Below are 23,690 nucleotides of genomic sequence, written 5' to 3'. Positions count from 1 at the left end.
AGTACTTTGAGGAGTGTATGAACATGGAGTCCAAGCAAACAGATAAAAGAAAAATAAGAGGAGAAAGTTCAAAGACCAAGATTATTGAAGCATCCAAAACTTTATTTATCGAAAACGGCTATAAGGAAACAACGATATCGATGATTTCAAAAAATGCTAAAACCGGATATGGAACCGCCTACACACATTTCCCCGGAGGAAAGGAAGAAATCTTCCAAATCATCATCGACGAAATCTTGAAGCAATTTTATCAGATTGCTAGTGTTGCTTATAAGGTAAATTCAAAGGAAGACTCACTTATTCTCACTCAAGGGAACATTGAAAGGTTTCTCAAGCTAGCGATAAAACATCAGCAAGAACTGAAAGTTTTTCATGAAGCAATAGGGGTCTCGCATATAATCAATCAAAAATGGGAGAGTTTCATCGAAAAATTCATTAAACGCATTTCCGAAAATGTTCAACAAGCTATGGATAAGGGGTTGACTCATCATAGGGACTTCGATCCTGAAGTGGTTGCTGGGGTTCTTTTTTACACAGGAGAAAAATACCTGTGGAAAATCGCCTTAAATAAAACTGATAAAGATTACCGGACGATTAGCAAAAGCCTCGCTCAAATGTATGTGAATGGATTATATAAGTGAATCTCCCCATCCTACTCTTTATGAAAGTGAGGAAAATCAATGTATAAAGCCTATTGCAGGTTATATCAACAAACTTTCAAACTTGTCTCACCCTTACTCCCCTGGAGGAAACCACAATTAATTGAGGGAGAAAATGCTGTTTATAAACTTCCTAAAGTGATTAAGGACCTGGGTATTGAAAGGGTTTTAATTGTTACAGATGAGGGGATTACTTCCATTGGACTAATGAACGGCTTGCTCGAAAACCTAAAAGAAGAAAACCTTGACGTTGCCATTTATGATAAGACGGTTCCGAACCCAACGATAGACAACATCGAGGATGCACTTCAGCTATATCACGCAAAACATTGTGAAGGAATTATCGCTTTTGGCGGAGGTTCACCAATGGATTGTGCCAAAGGAGTCGGAGCACGCATAGCAAGACCTGAAAAAATAATTCTTCAGATGAAAGGTGAATTAAAGGTACGAAAAAAAATACCACCCCTCTTTGCCATTCCAACGACAGCAGGTACTGGAAGTGAAGCAACGGTTGCGGCGGTGATATCAAACAATGTAACCCATGAAAAGTATGCCATTAATGATATGGCCCTTATTCCCCATTATGCCGTTTTAGACCCGAATCTGACCATCAACCTCCCCCCACACCTTACAGCCGCAACGGGAATGGATGCTTTAACCCACGCTGTTGAAGCCTACATCGGGAAAAGCAATACAGATGAAACAAGACAGTGCAGTCGGGATGCTGTAAAATTGATATTTGACTACCTTCCGGAGGCCTATCGTAATGGAAAAAACCTCGAAGCACGAACGAATATGCAAAAAGCCGCCTATTTAGCTGGCGTTGCTTTTACCCGTGCCTATGTTGGCTATGTTCATGCCATTGCCCATACCCTAGGGGGATTTTACTCTATTCCTCATGGGCTTGCAAATGCGATTATCTTGCCTCATGTACTTGAGTACTATGGGGAGAGTGTACATGAACCATTAGCTGAGCTAGCAGATTTGATTAATATAAGCAACGCTACAGAACCTATTGAGACGAAGGCTCAGAAATTTATTGAAGCCATTAAAAATCTAAATAAAGAGATGGATATTCCGCCAAAGGTCACTCGTATCAACGAGGATGATCTCCCACTTATGGTAGATAGAGCTTACCGAGAAGCAAACCCACTCTATCCTGTTCCAAAAATCTTATCGAAAAAAGAGTTGTTTACTCTTTACCAAATCATCAAAGAATAAGTATATTTAGTATACTAAAATATTTTAAATAGATTGGAGTCGTTCATTAGATGGTCACCTACAGCCCAATACTAAAAAAGCAACAGTCTTTTTTTCGGACAGAAAAGACGAAGGACCTAAGCTTTCGAATTGATGCGCTCGAGAAATTACGGAGTAAAATCAAAGCTAATGAACAACCACTCATGGATGCCCTGAGGACTGACTTGAATAAATCTGAATTCGATGCCTATACAACCGAAATCATGATTGTTTTAGAGGAAATTAAGTTCACCATCAACCACCTGCAGTCTTGGGCCAAGCCAAGAAAAGTCAAAACACCCATTACTCATATAGGTTCCTCAAGTTATATTTACCCTGAACCATATGGTGTAACTCTGATAATCGCTCCATGGAATTATCCTTTTCAACTGGCTGTTGCTCCCCTAATTGGTGCCATTGCAGCAGGAAACTGTGCGGTCATCAAGCCGTCTGAGTTAACACCAACGACTTCAGAAGTGTTTGCAAAGCTCATACCGGAAATATTTCCTGAAGAGTATATTGCCGTTGTTCAAGGTGGCGTGGAAACTAGCCAGGCTCTATTAGAAGAAAAATTTGATTATATCTTTTTTACAGGAAGCGTTCCTGTTGGAAAGGTCATTATGGAAGCTGCAGCCAAAAATTTAACACCGGTTACCTTAGAATTAGGTGGGAAAAGTCCCTGTATTGTTCACGAAGATGCTAATCTCAAATTGGCTGCAAAACGGATTGCCTGGGGGAAATTTGTCAACGCTGGTCAAACCTGTGTCGCACCTGACTATCTTTATCTTCATAAAGGAATTAAAGCCCGGTTTTTACAGTTTTTTCAAAAAGCAATAAAAGAATTATATGGAGAAAAACCTCTCGAAAATCAAAATTTCACGAGAATCGTGAGTGAAAGACACTTTCAAAGACTTTGCTCTTTCCTTGATAATGGCGAGCTTTTAATTGGAGGCAACACGAATCAAGAAAGATTAATAATCGAACCGACAGTCTTAACCGAAATTACCTGGGAGCATCCGATTATGCAGGATGAAATTTTTGGTCCCATTCTCCCTGTATTAGAATACGAGTCCATAGAAGATGCGATTGTGGGAATTGACAATCATCCAAAACCCCTTGCTCTCTATCTGTTCTCGGAAAGTGAAAGCATTCAGAAAAAGGTGTTAAATCAGATTACGTTTGGAGGGGGATGTATCAATGATACGGTCTATCATCTTGGATCCCCCCACCTTCCCTTTGGAGGCGTCGGGACGAGCGGGATCGGATCTTATCATGGAAAAGGGAGCTTTGACACCTTCTCCCATGAAAAGAGCATTTTAAAGCAAACAACCCGATTTGACCTTCCCTTTCGTTATCCTAATTTAAAAGACGGTCTAAACAAAATAAAAAAGTTTATAAAATAAGGCTAGGTACGCTCATTTTTGAGGGTGCCTAGCCATCCTCCTAGTTCATTTATAACTGGAGCCAACATTCAATCAAAATGGTTTTTTACTAACACTAAAATTATAATTTACCAATAAAGTTTAGTGAATCAACTGACAGTGAGTCTGCTCCACCATCAATAATTTTCCGGATATCATTTAAGGTCGTTTCAAGGGCAACATCTTCTCCCTTGATTCCCGTAAAGTCTTCCGCAACGAAAAACGGTTGTGTAAGATAAGCTTCTAAACGTTCCCCTCTGTTATACACCTGAAGTTCAGAAGTTGGGATTCCATCTATCCCTTTTACATTTACTAACGAGCGTAATTCACGATAACGACGCAATAGTTTTTGAGCTCTTTGTTGGATTGTGAGGTGGGGTTGTTCCAGATGAGCACCCTCAAGAACGGATGATGTCGAGTAAATAGGATTAACAGCAGGAAATTTATGCCTAGCAGCAAGATCGGCATCAAATTGCCATAAGGTTTCAAGTGGGCCATAAGGTAAATCTTCATCCACAGATGCTCCCTTTAAATCAAGAAGCAACGTCGTTACTGATTGCACGTCTGTTACCTCAAGCCTTTGTTGTAACTCATAAATCTCTCCAGTTAAAACATGCGTACGATCTGCTGTGAAAATCACATCCGTTGTGGGACCAAGTGTTTTCATTTCCTCATACGCCTTGTCAATGGAGTCTACTACTACATCTAATTCCCCAGTCAGATCATTTAATTCTGGATGATTTTCCCCGGGCATAATCATTATGGTTTTATATCCAACTTTTTTTAATCTATAAAACAACTCAGCCAGTACCACTAATTGACCCATACCTGGTCGCGCAACAAGCCCCACCGTTCCCCCTTTTACAATAGGTGCAAACAAATCCAACGTTTTAATTTTCGTTTCAATCATTTCGACCGTCTCCCCTCTTAAGATCAACTCATCCAAAGTACATTGGGCCAATGAGGCAAGGGCAACTAGAGTACGTACCTCTGACCGACCAACAGGTATTTTACCCGTACATAGATTTGAAACTGTCGCCGGACGTAATCCTACTGACCGAGCCGCACTCGTTAGATTTGGTACCCTTTTTCGTAATAGAGGTACATTTAATCTCAAATTTTCCAATTTATCCCCTCCTTACTTTTAAAGGTAATATGTTTTACTTCATAATGCAATTATTAATTACGTTTTAGAGTAAATATTTTTACGCAAGTGTGAATTTTCACAAATAAATACACCATCCAGAATATGAATAACACCTAGTACCCAATGGGGTCTTATTATTAGATTGACATTTTTTTACCATCTCCTGATAAATTTAACAATAATGTCTTTATGAATGTTTTAAAGCAACGATTTTCACTTGAATAATTAAGAGAACACTATGCTTTTTCTTGGGTATAGTGTAAAGGTAACAACTAGTTTAAGTGAATTAAGGAGAAAGATTGTATGCCAACGATTAAACTAGCCAATGGGGAAACTATTGAGGTTGAATGTTTAAGCTGTGCAATAACAGGCGGGATCATTGAACCAGAAGGAGGTACCATAATCGAAACTGATTATTTCCATGCCCATCTAGATGTTGCTTACCCCATAGAAGGGTTAATTATCCGCACTTCAAAGCGACATTTTGCCTGTTTGGATGAATTAACAGATTACGAAATGAAGGACTATATGAATCTCCTCCAAAAACTTCGTAGGGCTCAAAGAGAGATATTAGGTATAAAACATGTTTATTATTTTTACAACGAAGACACAACTCATCACTTTCATACATGGATGGTTCCTCGATACGATTGGATGTATCAATTTGGACGATCGATTGAATCTGTTCGTCCCGTCCTCCTTCATGCTAGAGAAAAAATGAATACACCTGAAAATAAAAAAATTGTAATGCAGGCCGTTGCATCTCTAACACAGGCCGTTAATCATGATTAATTCGCATAAAAAAGAAGCTTGAGTTTTTTCAAGCTTCTTTCTTTATATTATCTGTAAGATGGATGGGTGTTAAATTTCCTCCACCAATATATCGTTATTTTAATACCTAAAAGCGGACATGACCCCACTTATAATCATTTAGTTGCCCTCCATACGCGCTGTGACTGGGCTACCTATTGTTTGATTTAATTCCTTTAATAATTGCGGCAACGTTTCTTCATGGACCAATCTATTTAATGGATTTCCAGAGATGGGTACAGAATAATTTTTAAACACATCTAGCGTATTACCCCAAATCTCGATAATCGCCTTTGAAGACATATTCGAATGAATAACCATACAATCCCCCCTCTTTCCTTCCATTGTAACACTTTCACTACCAAAAATGTCATAAATATGGTAAAAATACAAAAAGCTTGCAAGTTTAACTTACAAGCTACCGCTTAAGAAGCTCATTGTTATCTAATTTTACTCATCAGCTTCCTCTTGAAAATGTTCATTTAAATATGGATTTTCCGTTGTTGCAAAATTAACCGACTGCAGACTCATTTCCGCTTCTATACCGTATTGACCGTTTTCTAGTTTCTTTTTATCCTTGTGTTGTCTGTCCTGTTTATTGTTTATACCTACTTCTTTCATACATAGGAGACCTCCCCAATAAAAATATACTGGCCAAGATTGTAAAAGGGCACTATCTTTCCGCCGTGATATCTTTATAAGGCATGATACGTTTCCTTGCCTCTTCATAATTTAGCTCCTCTGTATCCATCATAAATCGATGAATAGCTTCTTGAGGATACCCGTACTCCTGTAATAATTGAGTTAACTTTTCCTTTTTATCCATATCGTCCCCCCACATAAATTCATTCGCCATACATAAAGTTTTCCACAAAGGACAAAATTTATGAGCAAGCAGAGGAATTAACTAAATAGTCCTCGGAAGGGAGAACTACTGCACAGAATTAATAACCTTATAATTTTTATGAGATACTACCGTTCGATTGTTTAAAAATTCTGATTCGGAGAGATTCTCGATAATCTCAACAATCACGGAGTTTTCCTTAACCTTCTCTACTTTTCCCTTTATACCTTTGATTGAAATAATTTTATCCCCCACAGCCGCTATTCTTGTTCCCATACCGCTCTCTCCTTATCTAAGAAAATTATAGAACATCTAGTTCCTCACTATCTAGCCTAGTTAGACTGGTTTTATAGATACTTTTGTTTATTCTGATTAATTTTAAATATAGAGTAATCCCCTACATTGTTCATCACTCTTGTAAATTTTTCTCACACACTATTTCTTAAGTTGCATTTTTCAGGTGAAAGAAGGGAACTCATTGTAAATAGAGGAAATCGTCAGCCCTATGAATTATTTTATGGGGGTCTCACAGATATCGAAGGGGTTCAACAAACCAATCTCTTTGTACATGCTACTCTGGTGATACTCAAACTGTCATAATTCGTTCATAATTAAGGTAAAGTTTCACATAATTACCTAGTAGTATAGTTTTATACAGTGTTTATAATATTTTTTGCATTATTACTCGGAGGTGGTCTCAAAATGATAACCATGTATGAAAACTTACAACACACCATTGAAGCGAAAAGAATTCAAATGACCAATATAGCCTCGATAACGGGAATTTCATCAGATGAAACGGTAAAGGTAAGCCAGGATCTAGATAAATTGATCATGCTTGCAATGATATATAAAATTAAGCACTAAGCTTTTTACTACGATAAATTAGTCAGGGTCAAAAATCTAACGGAACTTTTACACATGCAATTAGTAAAAAAGCGAGAGCAATGCTCCCGCTTTTTTTTACTGTTTTTTTTAATCCAAATTAGAACGGGTTGCGAGCCATGGTGCAACCGCAAATGCAAACTGCCCTGTTAAGCAAATTGAGACATGCCCTGCTTCTTCTAACTGGTATGTCTTATCTTCACTAGAAACAAGATCCATAACAGGGAGGCTCTGGCTTTCTAGAACTAATTCATCCCTCGTTGAAGTAATGACCAATAGACTGCATTTAATTTTACTTAAGTCTACTTTTTTGCCCCCAATGACCATTTCACCTTTTACTAGCTTGTTATCCTTGTATAAATCATTTAGCATTTGTTTAAATGCAGCACCCGAAAACGTGACTGCATCCTTCGTCCATTTATCCATTCTGCGCCATTTATCCACATAGGTATAATCATGGCCTCGTGTCACAAGATTGACGTTTGGTCCAATATTGAACCCTTGTAAAGCTAAAAATGTTGCATATAAAAATTCAGATGGGATGACTTCATACGCATCAATCATTCGGTCAAGGTTCAAACTCCCATTTTGCATCGCCTCTACCCATTTATCAGGTAAAATAAAGTTACTATAATCAATAGGAACAGCAGCTAGCACTAGGTTTTTTATTGGAAGATCTGTAATCGAGGCTAACATTGCTGATAACGTTCCACCAATACAGTAACCTACTAAGGAGATTTCTGGTGCATTTGCATGTCTTAACGCTACTCTTATTGCCATTTCCAAATAATCCAACAAATAATTATCCAAGGTCAAATCTTTATCTTCTAAACCTGGAGAACCCCAATCATACATATAAACATCGTACCCTTGTTTATTGAGGTTGCCAACAACACTGTTTTTTTCCGAAATGTCGAGGATATATGGTTTATTTAAAAGCGAATACACCAAAAAAAGCGGGATATCATACTTTTTTTCCTGTGCAGGGTAATACCATAATACGGATTTATTTTTCTTCCAAACAGCTTGTCTAGGTGATGGAACAATCTCAGGCTTTGGTTCGTTTAGAACTTTATAAAGGTTACACCAACGGTCCCTCTCAGTTTCCAAATTCGTTATTGGTAATCTTAATTTTGTTGCCATCTGTCCTACTTCCCTTCAACCTTATTTTGCTAGACCAGCAGTGGTAAGCGCTGCTTCCTCTTTTTCTTCTCTCTTTAAAAGCTCTTTTAACTGTTCTACCTCAGCTTTTGTTTCTCTTAAATGAACCAACTCGTTTTTAACCTCTTCTAGAGTTGCCTTTATTTCTTGCGATGCCTCCAACTCTTGTTTTAGCTTCTTTAGCTCTCCACTAAGTTTCTTAGTTTCAGTTATGTCAATCGATAATTTTTCCCACTCTTTATTGAGCTTTTGATTAAAATTCATGATTTCTTTAATAAATTGTTGTTGCTCTGTATTCGCTAATGCGAAACTATCTTGTAAAGCCCATATTTGCTGCTGGAGTGTATCGACTTTTTCTTCCGCTTGCACGGTTAATTTCGCTACATTGGCAACATCATGTTTCGTCGGGATATTCATCATGGTTGCCATCAATTCTTGATTTCGCTTAAGCCTTTGGACATACCTTGAATGCATCCCTACTCCAAGACTTGTCATACGGATCAATTCCTTATTATCGATTGATGTTAGCAATATATCGTTTAATCCTTTTTCCCACATCTCGCTAAGACGTCTAAATGAATCATAAGGATTATATGTTTGTTCTTCTGACATGTCCTTCACCCCTGTATTGAAGTTTAATGTATTAATAGGTTGAATGAATACTCATTCATTTGTTGAAAAAAATAAAAGTCCTGACATAAATCCATCTAATTACCCGAGACCACCAACCCTCTTCGTAGATTCCAAAAACACTGCTAGAATTATCATTTCTCCAATATTTTACACCTAGAATCGCGATGAAACAATAACCTTTCTATTGTAAATATGAATATTTTGAAAACATTGAACAAACTATTTTTGAAGAAGATATTCATATCCTAAACAGCTTCCAACCTTGTTTTTAATAGAAAGGCTGGTTTCGTAAAGATTGTTGTTAAAATCCTAAAGCCGATTTTAACGCAGAAAAAGCTAATTAGTACGTCATAACTAAGTTTGCTGCTCTTTTCTCATATGTTTAAACTATTTTTCAATGAAAATCATGGCATTAAAGTTCTATTTAAGCTCCGAAAGCAACAATGTTGAGAAAAGAGACAATAGAAAAGAGACAGGAATTTCCTGTCTCTTTAATAAATATTATGAGTGGAAGTTGGTTCCATCCGTTGTTTCTCCAATAATCCCAGCTCGAATGACAAAATCACCAAAATGTTCGCCTTCTTTTCGTTCCTTCGCGTAGCGCGGAAGTATAGAACGAAGCTCATTTAAGATTTCTTCTTCCCCAATGTTTTCACGGTACATTTTACTTAAACGACTGCCGTCAAATGCTGCACCTAAATACATATTGTATTTCCCTGGGGCTTTCCCAATAAATCCAATTTCACCTAGCGCGTGGCGGGCACATCCATTTGGACAACCAGTCATACGGATGGTGATTTCTTTATTGCGCAAACCGTTTTCCTCAACGATTTCATCGATTTTATCAATTAACCCTGGCAAATAACGTTCCGCTTCTGCCATAGCCAAACCGCAGGTTGGAAGGGCAACACAAGCCATTGAACTACGTCGGAGAGCGGTATAGTGATTGCCCTCGGTTAAGCCAAATTGCTCAATCAATTCAGTAATTTTCTTCTTTTTCTGACTGGACACATTCCCAATAATTAAATTTTGATTGGCCGTTAATCGGAAATCACCAGTATGAATTTTGGCAATCTCTCGTAATCCAGTCTTCAGTTTGTAATCTTCAAAATCGGCAACCCTACCACCTTCAATAAAGAGCGTTAAATGCCACTTTCCTTTTACACCCTTTACCCATCCATAGCGGTCACCATTATGGTCGAAATGATATGGCCTCGCTTCATCCAATTTCCATCCAAGGCGATTTTCCAATTCTTCCTTCACAGCGTCAAGACCAAGGCGGTCCACCGTATATTTAAAACGAGCATTTTTCCGTACAGAACGGTTCCCATAGTCCCGTTGAATCGTAATGGTTTTCTCAGCCACTTCATACAGTTTATCTGGCGTACAGAAACCAATCACTTTGGCTAGTTGAGGGTAAGTTGCTGTATCACCGTGACTCATCCCCATGCCACCACCAATAGCAACATTAAATCCTACTAGTTTATCTTCTTCCACAATAGCAATAAAACCGAGGTCTTGTGAAAACACATCAATATCATTTGATGGTGGGACGGCGATCCCAATCTTAAATTTTCGTGGTAAATACAGTGGTCCGTACATCGGTTCCACATCTTCCACGTCAGGTGTGCCTGCTACCATTTCTTCATCTAGCCAAACCTCATGATAGGCACGTGTTCGTGGGAGTAAGTCATCACTAAGTTTTTTTGACCATTCATAAACCTCTTCATGAATTTCAGATTGATATGGATTTGAAGTACACATCACATTCCGGTTTACATCTCCACAAGCGGCGATTGTATCTAAGAGCGCCCCATTTATTTCTTGGATGGTGCTTTTCATATTCCACTTCAAAATTCCATGCATCTGAAACGTCTCACGGGTTGTTAGCTTCAACGTACCGTTCCCGTATTTATCTGCTAATTCATCCATTACAAGCCATTGCGAAGGGGTTGAAACTCCCCCTGGCATGCGTACACGTAACATGAATTGATAGGCAGGCTCTAATTTCTGCTTTTGACGCTCATTACGAAGATCACGGTCATCCTGCAAATAGCTCCCATGATGCTTCATTAAACGATTGTCATCATCAGGAATTCCAGCGCTAATTCGATCAAGCATTACTTCCTTCAATGTCCCGCGCAGAAAATTACTTCGTTCTTTTATATCCTCAACATCGCTTGGCGGTCCTTCTGGTGCCTTTAGCATTTGTTTCACCATGTTGATAAACTCCTTTCAATCCAATCAGTATACATCACGCTGATATCGTTTTTGCTGTTGCATATCGGCTAAGTATGCTTTCGCTTGTTCGTGGTCCATACCGCCTTCTGTTTCGATAATTTTTAGTAATGTGTGATGAACATCGTGGGCCATATTTTTTTCATCACCACAGATGTAAACCACAGCCCCTTCTTGAAGCCAAGCAAACAATTCTTTACTTTGCTCAAGCATGCGGTGCTGTACATAGACTTTTTGGTCAGTATCACGTGAGAACGCAACATCCATTTTCGTTAGGACCCCGTCCTTAAGCCATTGTTGCCACTCCGTCTGGTAGAGGAAATCCGTCACAAAGTGTTGATCCCCGAAGAACATCCATGATTTTCCTGCGGCACCAGTTTCTTCACGCTCTTGCATGAACGAACGGAACGGTGCTACTCCAGTTCCAGGTCCTACCATAATTATAGGTGTGTCTGGGTTTTCTGGAAGGGCAAAATTATCATTATGTTGAACGTATACAGGTATAGTGTCACCTGGTTGCAAACGCTCTGCACAGAGAATAGAGGCTACTCCTTTACGTTCTCTTCCATGGGCATCATAACGGACAGCACCAATTGTCAAATGAACTTCATCGGGATTAGCTGTTAAGCTGCTTGCAATCGAGTATAAGCGCGCTGGCATTTTTCGTAAAATTGATACAAACTCCTGAGCCGAGTTACCCCATGGACCAAAGTCTCGAACTAAATCAAGTAAATCACGACCATTTATATACGTTTTCAGTTGTTCTTCATTTCCAGGCACTAAAAGCTTCCTTAAGTCTTCTTGATTAGAAAGATCGGCAACTTTCTGAAGTAGCGGCTTTGTTAAGACGGTAATTTCATAGTAAGAAACAAGTGCCTCTTTAAGAGATCGAATATCCCCTTGTTTATTAATCGTTACCGTCTGATCTGGACTCCAGTTAAGGTGTTCAAGAAGCATTTCAACTAAAGCAGGGTCATTTTCAGGATAAATTCCTAAACTATCCCCAGGTTTAAAGGAAAGACCAGAACCTTCAAGCGATAATTCCAGATGACGTGTTTCTTTATTTGAGCCACGACCATTTAGATTAATATTTTCAAGCACCTCTGCTTTAAATGGATTGGTTCTTGAATACACAGATTCCACTTTTTGAGGTGTCGGAATCATAGAACCGAGACTACCTTCATCTTGTTCTTCGCTTCCCGCTTGATTCTCATTAAGGCTTGCTAGCACACCATCAAGCCATTCAGCGGCTGGTTCATCAAAATCAAGATCACAGTCAAAACGAGGATAAAGTCTTGTACCACCGAGTTCTTCCAACTTTTTATCAAACTGTTTGCCAGTTTCACAGAAAAATTCATACGAACTATCACCCAGTGACAACACTGAAAAATGCAGTTCTTCCAACTTTGGTGCTCTTCTTCCATGAAGAAATTCATGGAAAGATAAGGCATTATCCGGTGGTTCACCTTCTCCATGTGTGCTCACAATAATAAGGAGATTGTTTACCTTTTTTAGATTATTTGGTTTAAAATCGCTCATCGCTGAGACTGTAACTTGAAAACCGCTTCCTTCAAGAGTCTCTCCTGCTTTTTTGGCAATACCTTGAGCATTTCCTGTCTGTGAACCATAAAGAATGGTTACATCTTTAGGGACACTTTTGACTGCGTTAGGAATAGGAGTTTCTGCGGTTTGTGCCATTGGCGTTTCTAACGGCACAGATGTTTGTGAAACTGACTGAGATGCAGCCAGAAAGCCACTCAACCAAACCTTTTGTGATTCAGTCAAGGTTGGCAATAAACGATTTAAGAGCTCTACTTGCTCCTGATTAAACGGACTGTTCAATACCTGAAGTTGCAACAATATCCACCTCACAAAGGAATTTAACCTTGTCATATTTTGTCATTATAAATAATAGATTCATAATTTCTTTCCACATTTTAATGATAAAAATGATTTAGTTTTATCATAATTTTACTATTCCTATAAGTCAAGTCGGTTTTATTAGAATATTTTCATAAAGCCGTTCGTAACAGGGATTTATTGAATCGAGTTCCCACCTTCTTATCCTTTATATCCCAATTAAACCCCATATTCATGATAAATACAAGTTGACAAGTAGGAATACTATTATTTAATCTTAACATAGGTTATTCACCATACAAAAAATGGTGGTTAGAATTTATGTCGTTTGTTTTTAGAACGTTGCCAAAGGCATAAATACCCTATTCGCCAGCAGCTATCCTAGGAGGAATTAAATTATGTCTTATAGTTATGTTTCCCATCTTGAATGTCCAAAATGCCATGAGGTTTATCCCAATCATGAAGTCCAACAACTTTGTCAGTGTGGATCGCCATTATTGGTACGCTATAACCTAAATGAGGTTAAAAAAAATCTGAAAAAAGAAGATTTAACTAAACGTGAAAGTAGCTTATGGAGATATCATGAGGTACTTCCGGTTTCTCAGGAACAAAACGTTATTTCCTTAGGAGAAGGAATGACTCCTTTTGTACATATGAAGCAATTAGGGCTAAATATGAATATCCCAAACTTGTATATTAAGGATGAAGGCATTATTCCAACAGGGTCCTTTAAGACACGTGGAGCTAGCGTTGGAGTTTCAAAAGCAAAAGAACTAGGTGTAGATCAACTAGCAATGCCAACAAACGGGAATGCTGGTGCAGCATGGGCCCTTTATGCTGCTAAAGCAGGAATTAAAGCGACCATTGTAATGCCCGAGGATGCCCCAACAATCACTCGAAAGGAAGTTGCCATCTCTGGGGGTGACCTTCATTTAGTAAATGGATTAATAAGCGATGCGGGGCAAATCGTTGGAAAACTGGTCAAGGAAAAAGGCATTTATGATGCATCCACATTGAAAGAGCCTTATCGAATTGAAGGAAAGAAAACAATGGGCTATGAAATTTTAGAGCAATTGAATTGGGAAGTTCCAGATGTCATTTTATATCCAACAGGTGGTGGTGTTGGATTAATCGGCATCTATAAAGCTCTTCTCGAGTTGCAGGAGTTAGGCTGGATTTCAACTGAAAAATTGCCTAGATTAGTAGCCGTTCAAGCAGAAGGTTGTGCCCCTATAGTCAAGGCATGGCAAGAAGGAAAGACTGAGTCGGAGTTCTGGGAAAACTCAGAAACAAGTGCCTTTGGAATCAATGTGCCAAAAGCACTTGGAGATTTCCTAGTCCTTGAAGCAATCTACCAAACAAATGGCTGTGCAATTGCTGTTTCAGAAGCCGATCTTTCACAGGCGCAAAAAGAAGTTGCTAAATTAGAAGGAAATTTCATCTGCCCTGAAGGAGCAGCCACATTTGCAGCAGCACGAACCTTACGTAAACAAAATTGGATTAACGAAAATGACAAAGTCATCTGCTTAAATACGGGGCAAGGAATTAAATACCCGGAATCAGTTGACCTTTCAAATGTTCCATTATTACAGCCCGAAGATGTGATTAAACAATAGAGGAGGCTTACCGTGAAAAAAATTGGCATGCTTGCACAAATCTTCATCGGTTTTATACTAGCGGTCATTTTAGGAGCAGTATTAGGTCCCAAAATGGAGGTAGTCCAACCGTTAGGAGATTTATTTCTTCGTTTAATTAAATTTATTGTCGTTCCATTAGTGTTGGCCTCATTAATTACCGGAATTACTAGCTTAAACAATGTTAAGAAACTTTTATCTGTTGGTGGAAAAACCATCGCTTATTTCATGGTTACCACATTAATGGCTGTTTCAATCGGGTTGTTAGTTGGTACTGTTATTGCACCCGGAAAGGGCCTCGATATTGCCATACCTACAGAAAATGCAGAACAAAAAGAGATGCCAAGCGTCGTCGATACATTTTTAAACATTATCCCGACAAATCCATTTGAATCGCTAAGTACTGGTAATATCCTACAAATTATTTTTATTGCGATAGCCATTGGCATGGCGATAACGGCTGTAGGAGAAAAAGCAAAGCCCTTAGCTGACTTTTTCGATAGTCTTGCTCAAGTCATGTATAAAATTACTGGTTTCATCATGAAATTAGCCCCTATCGGGGTATTCGGAATCATGGCACCGATTGTTGGGAATTATGGTCTGGCGATTATCTTACCACTTTTAAAAGTAATTCTTGCCGTTGCGATTGCCTGTGCCATTCAGCTTTTGGTTACTTATTCGATTGCCGTGCGCACTTTGGGTAAAATGAGCCCATTTCAGTTTATAAAAGGAATTCTACCTGCAGGGTTAGTTGCTTTTACGACTGCAAGTAGTTCTGCCACTTTACCAGTTTCGATAAAAAACACGGAAGAAAACTTAGGGGTTTCGAAGGAAATTAGCTCATTTGTTCTACCATTAGGCTCAACCGTTAATATGGACGGTGGCGCGATTTACCAAGGGATTGCAGTTATCTTTATCGCTCAATTCTTTAATGTTGATCTATCATTCTCTCAGATTATTACAGTAATGGTGATGGCAATGCTGGTTTCTATCGGGGCTGCCGGCGTACCAGGTGCAGGACTAATCATGCTTACGATGGTCCTTCAATCTGTGAACCTCCCCCTTGAGGGAATTGCATTAGTAGCGGCCATTGATCGGATACTTGATATGTTTAGAACAAGCATTAATGTCATGGGTGATGCGTCAGCTGCTGTAGTCGTTCAAGAATCAGAGAATAAGAAAAATCTTAGGAAAGCTGCATAAAATAAAGGACGAATCCTGTGTACTTATGTACGAAAGGATTCGTCCTTTATTACTTTCCAAGCTAGTTTCGCATTCATTCGGAATACCACTCGAGGCGTTCGGAACCTCAAGTTTTCAGAACCCCTTCCGAAGCCTTCGGAACCATTGATACAAAGTTTCTTTCCCTCGTAAGAACATCAATGTTCGGAATTTCCTTCCGAACCACTCGCCAACCTGTAGTGCATGTTTTCAGAACCACCTTCTGAAGATTTCACACCTTCATTCATAGCGGGGGTTTCCTGTAGAAAATAAAATGTCCCATGAAGGCTCATGGGACATTTTTGATATGGTTTTAGTTTTAAATTATGATTGATTCTTTGGTACTTGAAACGGAATAAAACTTGGGCTTTAGGGTGGGTACAATCTCCAGAAAGCGCTCAAACGACATTTCACATGCCTCATATTTTTCTAGTAGGTCAACGATGGTAATCCCCTTTTCCAAGACTCGATGCTCGTAAATCCCCTCTTCTGCCATCGCGTCTAATTCGAATTTATGCGGAGGACATACAGTATTCACAGCGAGTTCTTTTAGTTGCTCACGCGTAACAGGCTGCTTTACATCCACGTAATTTGTAAGAAGATTTAATAGAGTGATTGGTTGATTTAGGGGAAGGTTCACACGGTTTTTATGCCCATTTAGAACAACTACATCATCTCCGTTTAATTTAAAACGCCCTAGTAGACGGTTTACCAATTCTGCGTCATTGATTGGGAACACCCCAATCTTATCTCCCTCCTTATACGTCACACCTTCAGGGAATGAAAGCTTAGATGCATCTAGTTCCTCCTCGGTAAAATGCATCTTTTCTTCTTGTTCTACATTGACAGAGTCAGTTACATATTGAAGACTTAGTCCGCTTCCCTCGTGATCATCTGTACCTTCAAGTGTTAATCCAAAGGCGTTCAACGCTTCAGACAACAATCGACTCTTCCAATCCTCAAGCTGTTTTTCAAATTCTCCACTCGCATCCGCCTCACCTCGTGCTGAGAAACGAGTCGCACCCTTAAGGGCAAGTTGTTCATCAATGAATGTAGGTACATTTTGGTACGTATTCGACCAGTTCTTATCTCCACAGCCAAACACCGCATAATGAACACCTTCTAACTGACCTTCCTCAACAGTATCAAGCCATTTTACAAACTTACGGGCATTCTTCGGTGGCTTTCCATTATAAGAAGATGTAACAATAATAATAGCACCCTCAGTAGGCAATTTACCCACATGGTCGTCAAGAGTACCCACTTCACTTGTAACTCCATAAGAACTTGCGAGATCAGCAATTTCCCTAGCTACTCCCTCTGCTGTTCCCATATTTGAACCATAAAGAACAAGAAGCGGACGATTATTTACGCCACTAAGGGTACCCTTTGTAGCCACTGGTTTCGAATTGCTTCCCTTTGTTTCGATAGTTGAAGCGAAAAATGGATCAAGTATCTTCTTATCTCTTAATTTTACCTTCATGGTAAAATTATCCGGTTTTAACGTCATCGTTTGCTTAATTTTTAATTGATAATTGGTATGGTCAACCAAATCAAAATGCTGCAAAATCATTCCTAACACCAAAGTGGCTTCATGGAGGGCAAACTGCATGCCGATACATGCCCTCTGTCCATTTCCAAATGGTTTATAAGCATCATGTGGAACTTTTTTTGGATCTTCAAATCGTTCTGGACGGAACTCCTCGGCATCTTCTCCCCAAGCAGTTTTATCCCGATGAAGCTGTGGTAGAAGAACCACAACATTTTGACGCTTTTTAATTGGATATTTCCCACCAAGCATCATATCTTCCTTAGCATACAGGGTAAACTGCGGTGCTGTTGGATATAGTCGCAATGCTTCATTTAAAATCATACGTATATATTTAAGTTGAGTAACTTGTTTATAAGAAGGAATTGGGCTAGTTAAAACTTGGTCTACTTCTTCGTAAGCCTTTTTTAGTACATCAGGATTTTTTAGTAACAAGTATAGAGCAAATGAGAGTAGCCCACTCGTTGTTTCATGTCCGGCAATTAAGAAGGTAATAATTTGAAAACGAATATTTTCATCATCTAGCTGTTCTCCTGTTTGCGGATCCTTTGCAGTTAACATGCGCGCAAGTAAATCGGTCTCCCCTTGGTCACCCTGTTCCCTACGTTCGGCAACTAGTTCGTCTACAAGCGAAAACATCGATTTAATGTCGGCTTCGAATTGCTTTTTCTTTGAAATTGCCAATTTGTTCTGAATTGGTAGGCGAATACTTTGGTGCATCGCCTCATCAAGAGAATTCACCATACTGATAATAAACGGATTATGCTCCCTCTGATAAAAACTATTAAAACGATAGTTAAACCCACATAAACCGATTGTATCAAGAGTAAGTCTTGTCATATTATCTGGTACATCAATACCCTCATTTGGATTTTGACGTGCCCATTTTTGCACAAGTTGGAGGGCAATATCTACCATCATTGAGTGGTATCCCTTCATTGCTTGTTGACTAAACGAAGGAACGAGAATATTGTGGGCTTTTTGCCAGTTTGGTTCCTGTGTTTTCCCAGTAAATAACCCATCTCCAGCAAATGCCCGAACAAAATGCAGCCCCCCTGCTAGGCTCTTATCGAACTTAGCATCATTACATACTTCTGCTACCCATTCATGACCGGAAAGAACAATGGTAGAAAACCCACCGAAAAACTCCATTTTAAAAATTGGACCATACTCATCGGCCATTTTCATCAATGATAAGGTTGGCGCATCTTTGTCCATCAATGGAACATTCCCTAGTGGACCATAAGTTTTCGGTTGTGGTATTTGAGCGAGCTTTTCCATAAATTTTTCCCCCAAACAATATTAATTTTTAAGTTTGACTTGCCCACGACTCTCTCTATCTATGATTTTGATGGTGTGCCAAACAAGGATATCGTTTAATTCTCTTTTTTTCCCGATACACCACTTAATACAAACTTAGCAATTTCATCCGCCACATTTCCTAAAGGCATCTTCTCTAATAAAACCTGCTCCTGAACCTTTTCAAAATTGAGAATGGCCCAGATTGCACTCGTAATACCAATTTCATACATCAAGGACTGAGCAGGGGTAAGTTTTTCATTTGAGACCTTTTTCATTAGATGTTTCATATGTTTATCCTGTGTATAGACTTGATCTAAAAACATTTTTGCTAGTTCTGGGTGATAGGGATATTCCCGAAATAGGATATTAAAACTGTCAAGATTACTTCGAACTAACTCCATTCTTGCTTGGATAATGTCGTGAACATCTGGGTCCTCGTTATTTTTTATATTCACAACAACAGATGGCGTAATACAAGCAAGAAAGATTTCCTTTTTACTTTTAAAATGCTTATATAATGCTGCTTCCGATACCCCCACATGTCGAGCAATCTCAGCAGTTGTAGCACCGTTAAAACCACGTTCAGCAAATAATTTGCGTGCTTTCTCAATGATTTTTTTCTTTGTGTCCGATTTAGCCCCCATCATTTCCCCACTTTCACCTATGGTTAGTAAATACTTACTAACTAAATTTATACATTATTAGAAAAATTAAAACAATACTTTCCCATACAAAGATTGTCTACAAATTCCGACAATTTCTCTCAAATCATTTTTATTCACCTAAATCCTTTAATTGGAAGCTCGCTTTTTAGTTACAGGAATTACCTTCCAATAAAGGTTGGACAGGCAAGAAGAATTGATTCCGTGCATACCTTTCTTTAATCACTTTTTCCAATATATGTTTACACTGCCGTCGTGGTAAAAAAACACATTTTTTATAAAGGGTTTTTCATGAACTATGTCGAAATACTCTTAAATCAGGACAAATAGATCACCATGAATTAAAGGAGTTGCATCACTATGGAATTAACTTTTAATGAAAGAACCTCAATTGCTGACTTTATAACAGAGAATAAACCACAATTTGAAAAGAAACTCTTATCAGAAGCTGTTACTGTAGCTTCAAAGATAAAGGATATTTTGCAAAAGGGAAATATTGATCTTTTAGTTAATGCCCAAAGGCTAGTGTTATATGTTGTTAATCAAAGAGAAGATGATCTTGTTAACTTTGCGAGGGAAGAAGGAGTTGTTTGGGCTAAGCATTCTTTAACTTTGGCCTTTAAGTTGGAATGGGTACAGGCAATTAGGCGAACTCTTTGGCATTTTCTCTATAAATATGATCAGTTGGGTAACAACACAAATGATCTAGACCGATTCTACGATTTAGAAAAGCAAATGAATGATCAGATAGATCAATTTCTAAATAGTTTTTTTCTCAGCTATTCGAACTATAAAGATGAGTTGATTAGTTCTCAAAGGATGTTGGTTGAGCATTTATCTGTACCGATTATTCCTGTTAGCCCGACGGTAGCTGTTTTACCATTGATTGGGATGATTGATTCCTATCGAATCAAGACGATTGAGGAAAAGGTTTTGATTGATATTGCCGACCTTAAAGTACAGACATTGATTATTGATCTCTCAGGAATCGTTAATATGGAAAAAGATATCCTCGATCATTTTCAAAAAGTATTAAGCGGTATTTCATTAATGGGTTGTGAAGCTGTTATAACAGGTATTCGCCCAGAATTGGTCCGTAATATGATTCATTCTGGAATTTCCTTTGACAAGGCAGACACTAGAGGCACGTTACAGCAAACCTTAAAAAAGTATTTGAACTTAGAGTCCACAGAAAATATATTATTGTAGACAGAACCGTTACATCCTCTAAAATGTCTATTTATTCACCTATTTTTAAAGGCAGAATACAGTAGTATTGACAGGGGGTATCCAATTGGCAATCAACTTTTTTTTCAATGCAATTAACTCTAATTCAATGCAAAGTAATGCAGGCGTTTTTATAGGTGGGAATGTTCAAACAGGATGGAATTCACCCACTAAACAAAACAATGGCATTTTCGGGACAGGACAAGGAAATTTATATCTGGGAAATTTACATTTGATTAGCGATAATGATGGCGTCGATCAACCTAATATTGATCCAGATGTTCAACCAACAAATCAATCTCAAGCGATATAGGTTGGTCATAGCATGAAAAATATTCACATCCATTTTGGTCATTTAGAGGTTAACTCCATTAATGGTTCGTCAGGCGTTTTTTTTGGTTCAAACGTTCAAATTCATTTCCACTCTGCGAGTAAAGCAAATAATGGTATCTCCATTAACGGACATGAGAATAAGTTAATTAACAATATCGACATCGTTAAAGATGATGACGGATTAGAGATTACTTCTACACAATCCAATTAAGCATGCTCCCCTAAAGGAGCGTGCTTTTTGTTTTATCTGCGTCCCTAATGGTATCTGCGAAACCCATAATTGTAATTTATAATTCGGTTAACGTTACCCTTACTGATCATGAAATAATGCCTGTAATAATTGTGGTGTACTAGAAATATATATAAGAAATATTAGCATAATGGGGGTTCATGGGAAAATAATGAAACCATATAAAAGTTTTAATTCAATGGAAGAAGCGCGTAGGCTGTTAGGAGATGGTTTCTGGGATATTATGTCAGATCTTTTTCCTCTTGTTGGTCCACGAGTAGATATGTATCGTGATGAGAAAGAATTAATTGTTGTAATTGAACTTCCCGGAATTACCTCAGCAGAAGCTGTGAATTTATCCATACAAAGCTACACATTAATTGTTGAAGGTCATATCGAGCGACAATATGTTCAAAATGAAGAGAAGCTTCTAATAAACGAGAGATTCAGTGGCCCGTTCAAGAGGAGCATAAGTATCCCCAAAGACTGTGCGGTTGATACAATAAGAGCCGATTATTATAATGGGGTACTCATTGTTCGTGTACCATTTCTTACAAATCAAACAATCCGCCAAAATGAAAAAGTTCAGATTCATTTTCACTCCTAGAGAAAGGGTGAGACTAATGACAAATATTCATTTAAAAAAATTGAAAGCCAATATTATTCAATCAAATTCGGGAATCTATTATGGTGTTAATGTCCAACATAAGTGGATTCGGAAATCTACAACCTCTTCAGGTTTTGGAACAATTGATGGTGATTCAAATACGGTGAGAAATAATGTGTCACTGATTGACAAACGAAAGTAGGTTGGATTGGATTTAGTTAACCCCCCTATCTCATGCACGACTTTTTATGAGGAGATAATATGACTGTTGATGAACTAAAGGGAATTATTGACGAAATCCAACAAAAACTCAATCAATTAAACGAAAAGGAGATAAGACACCAAAAGAAAGTGGAAAATGAAATCCACCTCCATATTCACAACGTCCAAATTGACTCATTAACTTTAGATGAGCTAAGTTATCATCTGGATAATATCGACATAAAAGAGCTTAGTGGAATGCTGAATTTAGGAAACTCCTTTTCACCCAAAATTCAATCCTCCAAAAATCAATCTAGCTTTAAAAGTGAAGACTCCACTAAAGTAAAAAAAACAGAACAAGAAGAAATAAAAAAAGAAGGTCTTAATCAAAAACAAACTCCAGAATCACTAAGGACGGTTGATTCCATAACAGTTCGAATTGGCGATAAGGATATAGACTACTCGATAGGAACCTAAAAATGACGACAAAGGGGGGAAATGATGAAATCCTTAAGCCCTACTTTTTTCATCGGCTCTATTCGAATTGGGACGATTCAGGATGCATCATGTGTTAACTTCGGAAACAACTTCCCTACTGACTTAACTAGTCAGAAAAAGCAAAATCAAGGCTTCGGGAATATTAGTGGAGATCATAACGATATTCATGATATTTTGTCACGTTTAACCGAGAAAGATAAAACAGAAATCTTTACAGAAAGCCCCACTGATTCTAACCCAGAATGGCTAGAAGAAATGATCAAAAACCAGCAAGTGGATATCCAGCAAGACTCTTAGAGCCCTAACTCACCACCTCTTGTTTCACTAATATGGGATTGCATAAATAAGAATGTGATTGCAAATAATGAACCCATATTAGTAGTAAAAAGGACTGGTGAATAATGAACATTTTGGAATTAGTTTTACGGATTGCTATAGGTTTTGTTGTTTTATTCACAATGACTAGAATTATGGGGCGAAAAGAAGTAAGTCAAATGACGTTCTTTAATTTCACTTCAGCAATTGCCATTGGGTCGATAGCAGCAAACCTTGTCGTTAGTCCAAATACAAGTATTATAAATGGGGTTTTAGCACTTGCTGGTTGGACTGTGTTTACCCTAATTATGGATTTTATTGATATTAAGTCAAAGGAAGGAAGGAAGGTTACAACAGGTGACCCTATTATCGTCATCAAAGAAGGGAAAATTGTTGAAAGAGCGCTTCGTAAGAGTCGGTTAGATGTAGATGCTCTAAATGCGATGCTTAGACAGAAAAATATCTTCTCTCTAGCCGATGTAGATTACGCAATTTTTGAATCCAACGGGAAACTTTCGGTTATGCCTAAGGAAACAAAACAACCTTTAACTAAGAGTGACATGAACATAATGACTCAAACAAAACAATTTCCACTGCCAACTGAAGTTATCACCGATGGAAGAATTCTAACGAACAACTTATCAAAACTGAATCTTGATGAAAAGTGGTTAGAACAGCAATTGCAAAATGCCGGAGTAGCTAGCGCTTCTGATGTTTTTTACGCTCAAGTCCAACAGGACGGTACCCTGTTTATTGACAGCAAGAACAATATGCTCCATTAATTGTAAAGGCAATTTCAAATAAAAAAGCAAGCTTCCTAAAAGCTTGCTTTTTTCCTGCTAGAGGATTACCAACCGTATCCGCCACCGTAACCTCTTCCGTATCCACCAGCACCAACAATAATCAAAAGGATAAACAGTACGACAAGCAAAGCAAACCCTGCACCATATCCGCCTTTACCGCTCATTTTTCCACCTCCAGTTTTTTCGGTCAGTACTAAAATATGCACGGGAGC

At 38.3% G+C, this 23,690-nt stretch carries 26 protein-coding genes and 1 pseudogene; 15 read left to right on the top strand and 12 right to left on the bottom strand.

Annotation, left to right across the window (positions count from 1 at the left end; translation table 11 throughout):
- Positions 1-23: 23 nt before the first annotated feature.
- The 3 genes from LG336_RS12430 to LG336_RS12420 are packed head-to-tail and all read left to right on the top strand — an operon-like array spanning position 24 to position 3,301.
- Entirely contained in the window at positions 24-641 is a 618-nt protein-coding gene (locus LG336_RS12430; protein ID WP_404332819.1) for a TetR/AcrR family transcriptional regulator, read from the top strand.
- Between the two features lie 39 nt (positions 642-680).
- Complete coding sequence (locus LG336_RS12425) at positions 681-1,880, top strand: iron-containing alcohol dehydrogenase (RefSeq protein ID WP_404332818.1); 1,200 nt, start codon at positions 681-683, stop codon at positions 1,878-1,880.
- A 50-nt stretch (positions 1,881-1,930) separates the two neighbouring features.
- Complete coding sequence (locus LG336_RS12420; protein WP_404332817.1) at positions 1,931-3,301, top strand: aldehyde dehydrogenase; 1,371 nt, start codon at positions 1,931-1,933, stop codon at positions 3,299-3,301.
- A 100-nt stretch (positions 3,302-3,401) separates the two neighbouring features.
- Here LG336_RS12420 and LG336_RS12415 read toward each other — a convergent pair whose 3' ends face one another.
- Positions 3,402-4,445 (bottom strand): hypothetical protein, encoded by a 1,044-nt coding sequence (locus LG336_RS12415; protein WP_404332816.1) that lies wholly within the window; start codon positions 4,443-4,445, stop codon positions 3,402-3,404.
- A gap of 324 nt (positions 4,446-4,769) precedes the next feature.
- Between LG336_RS12415 and LG336_RS12410 the strand changes: the two genes are divergently transcribed.
- Positions 4,770-5,258: an HIT family protein gene (locus tag LG336_RS12410; RefSeq protein WP_404332815.1), complete on the top strand. Its 489-nt coding sequence runs from the start codon at positions 4,770-4,772 to the stop codon at positions 5,256-5,258.
- Between the two features lie 138 nt (positions 5,259-5,396).
- Here LG336_RS12410 and LG336_RS12405 read toward each other — a convergent pair whose 3' ends face one another.
- The 4 genes from LG336_RS12405 to LG336_RS12390 form a co-directional block, all read right to left on the bottom strand.
- Positions 5,397-5,597 carry a hypothetical protein gene (locus LG336_RS12405; protein WP_404332814.1) on the bottom strand — a complete coding sequence of 67 codons (201 nt, stop codon included), beginning with the start codon at positions 5,595-5,597 and terminating at the stop codon, positions 5,397-5,399.
- A 129-nt stretch (positions 5,598-5,726) separates the two neighbouring features.
- On the bottom strand, positions 5,727-5,897 hold the full coding sequence (locus LG336_RS12400) for a hypothetical protein (protein WP_404332813.1): 171 nt from the start codon (positions 5,895-5,897) through the stop codon (positions 5,727-5,729).
- A 52-nt stretch (positions 5,898-5,949) separates the two neighbouring features.
- Complete coding sequence (locus tag LG336_RS12395; RefSeq protein WP_404332812.1) at positions 5,950-6,102, bottom strand: hypothetical protein; 153 nt, start codon at positions 6,100-6,102, stop codon at positions 5,950-5,952.
- A 105-nt stretch (positions 6,103-6,207) separates the two neighbouring features.
- On the bottom strand, positions 6,208-6,396 hold the full coding sequence (locus LG336_RS12390; protein ID WP_404332811.1) for a DUF2187 family protein: 189 nt from the start codon (positions 6,394-6,396) through the stop codon (positions 6,208-6,210).
- A gap of 426 nt (positions 6,397-6,822) precedes the next feature.
- On the opposite strand from LG336_RS12390, the gene LG336_RS12385 reads away from it, so the two are divergent.
- Positions 6,823-6,987 (top strand): Spo0E family sporulation regulatory protein-aspartic acid phosphatase, encoded by a 165-nt coding sequence (locus LG336_RS12385; protein WP_404332810.1) that lies wholly within the window; start codon positions 6,823-6,825, stop codon positions 6,985-6,987.
- Between the two features lie 108 nt (positions 6,988-7,095).
- Here LG336_RS12385 and LG336_RS12380 read toward each other — a convergent pair whose 3' ends face one another.
- The 4 genes from LG336_RS12380 to LG336_RS12365 all read right to left on the bottom strand — a co-directional run bounded on the left by LG336_RS12380 (position 7,096) and on the right by LG336_RS12365 (position 12,894).
- Positions 7,096-8,148, bottom strand: coding sequence for an alpha/beta fold hydrolase (locus LG336_RS12380; protein WP_404332809.1), 1,053 nt, complete (start codon positions 8,146-8,148; stop codon positions 7,096-7,098).
- Positions 8,149-8,169: 21 nt separating this feature from the next.
- Positions 8,170-8,778: a polyhydroxyalkanoate biosynthesis repressor PhaR gene (locus LG336_RS12375; RefSeq protein ID WP_404332808.1), complete on the bottom strand. Its 609-nt coding sequence runs from the start codon at positions 8,776-8,778 to the stop codon at positions 8,170-8,172.
- 522 nt (positions 8,779-9,300) lie between these two features.
- Positions 9,301-11,019, bottom strand: coding sequence for an assimilatory sulfite reductase (NADPH) hemoprotein subunit (cysI, locus tag LG336_RS12370; RefSeq protein WP_404332807.1), 1,719 nt, complete (start codon positions 11,017-11,019; stop codon positions 9,301-9,303).
- 24 nt (positions 11,020-11,043) lie between these two features.
- Complete coding sequence (locus LG336_RS12365; RefSeq protein WP_404332806.1) at positions 11,044-12,894, bottom strand: assimilatory sulfite reductase (NADPH) flavoprotein subunit; 1,851 nt, start codon at positions 12,892-12,894, stop codon at positions 11,044-11,046.
- A 401-nt stretch (positions 12,895-13,295) separates the two neighbouring features.
- Between LG336_RS12365 and LG336_RS12360 the strand changes: the two genes are divergently transcribed.
- Together LG336_RS12360 and LG336_RS12355 are read left to right on the top strand one after the other, a co-directional pair.
- The gene (locus tag LG336_RS12360; protein ID WP_404332805.1) at positions 13,296-14,513 is read left to right on the top strand and encodes a threonine synthase; all 1,218 of its coding nucleotides are present in this window, start codon (positions 13,296-13,298) and stop codon (positions 14,511-14,513) included.
- Between the two features lie 12 nt (positions 14,514-14,525).
- A complete protein-coding gene (locus LG336_RS12355) occupies positions 14,526-15,734 on the top strand; it encodes a dicarboxylate/amino acid:cation symporter (RefSeq protein WP_404332804.1) in 1,209 nt (402 codons plus the stop codon).
- Between the two features lie 358 nt (positions 15,735-16,092).
- Here the strand turns inward: LG336_RS12355 and LG336_RS12350 are convergent.
- A pseudogene (locus tag LG336_RS12350) lies at positions 16,093-18,582 on the bottom strand (cytochrome P450); the annotation flags it as partial.
- A 95-nt stretch (positions 18,583-18,677) separates the two neighbouring features.
- Positions 18,678-19,250, bottom strand: a complete 573-nt coding sequence (locus tag LG336_RS12345) for a TetR/AcrR family transcriptional regulator (protein ID WP_404332803.1) — start codon at positions 19,248-19,250, stop codon at positions 18,678-18,680.
- A 375-nt stretch (positions 19,251-19,625) separates the two neighbouring features.
- Between LG336_RS12345 and LG336_RS12340 the strand changes: the two genes are divergently transcribed.
- The 8 genes from LG336_RS12340 (at position 19,626) to LG336_RS12305 (ending at position 23,457) form a co-directional block, all read left to right on the top strand.
- Positions 19,626-20,474, top strand: coding sequence for an STAS domain-containing protein (locus LG336_RS12340; RefSeq protein ID WP_404332802.1), 849 nt, complete (start codon positions 19,626-19,628; stop codon positions 20,472-20,474).
- 85 nt (positions 20,475-20,559) lie between these two features.
- Entirely contained in the window at positions 20,560-20,805 is a 246-nt protein-coding gene (locus LG336_RS12335) for a hypothetical protein (protein WP_404332801.1), read from the top strand.
- Positions 20,806-20,817: 12 nt separating this feature from the next.
- The gene (locus tag LG336_RS12330) at positions 20,818-21,036 is read left to right on the top strand and encodes a hypothetical protein (protein WP_404332800.1); all 219 of its coding nucleotides are present in this window, start codon (positions 20,818-20,820) and stop codon (positions 21,034-21,036) included.
- Positions 21,037-21,226: 190 nt separating this feature from the next.
- The gene (locus LG336_RS12325; RefSeq protein ID WP_404332799.1) at positions 21,227-21,661 is read left to right on the top strand and encodes an Hsp20/alpha crystallin family protein; all 435 of its coding nucleotides are present in this window, start codon (positions 21,227-21,229) and stop codon (positions 21,659-21,661) included.
- Between the two features lie 16 nt (positions 21,662-21,677).
- Positions 21,678-21,863: a hypothetical protein gene (locus tag LG336_RS12320; protein WP_404332798.1), complete on the top strand. Its 186-nt coding sequence runs from the start codon at positions 21,678-21,680 to the stop codon at positions 21,861-21,863.
- A 59-nt stretch (positions 21,864-21,922) separates the two neighbouring features.
- Positions 21,923-22,339 carry a hypothetical protein gene (locus tag LG336_RS12315; RefSeq protein ID WP_404332797.1) on the top strand — a complete coding sequence of 139 codons (417 nt, stop codon included), beginning with the start codon at positions 21,923-21,925 and terminating at the stop codon, positions 22,337-22,339.
- 21 nt (positions 22,340-22,360) lie between these two features.
- On the top strand, positions 22,361-22,657 hold the full coding sequence (locus LG336_RS12310; protein ID WP_404332795.1) for a hypothetical protein: 297 nt from the start codon (positions 22,361-22,363) through the stop codon (positions 22,655-22,657).
- A gap of 104 nt (positions 22,658-22,761) precedes the next feature.
- A complete protein-coding gene (locus tag LG336_RS12305; protein WP_404332794.1) occupies positions 22,762-23,457 on the top strand; it encodes a YetF domain-containing protein in 696 nt (231 codons plus the stop codon).
- Positions 23,458-23,522: 65 nt separating this feature from the next.
- Here LG336_RS12305 and LG336_RS12300 read toward each other — a convergent pair whose 3' ends face one another.
- Positions 23,523-23,642 carry a YjcZ family sporulation protein gene (locus LG336_RS12300; RefSeq protein WP_404332793.1) on the bottom strand — a complete coding sequence of 40 codons (120 nt, stop codon included), beginning with the start codon at positions 23,640-23,642 and terminating at the stop codon, positions 23,523-23,525.
- Positions 23,643-23,690: the final 48 nt, after the last annotated feature.

It is taken from the genome of Mesobacillus maritimus (assembly GCF_044803185.1).
Classification (GTDB): Bacteria; Bacillota; Bacilli; order Bacillales; family Cytobacillaceae; genus Mesobacillus_B; species Mesobacillus_B maritimus_B.
This window is presented reverse-complemented; position numbering and strand designations above follow the sequence as displayed.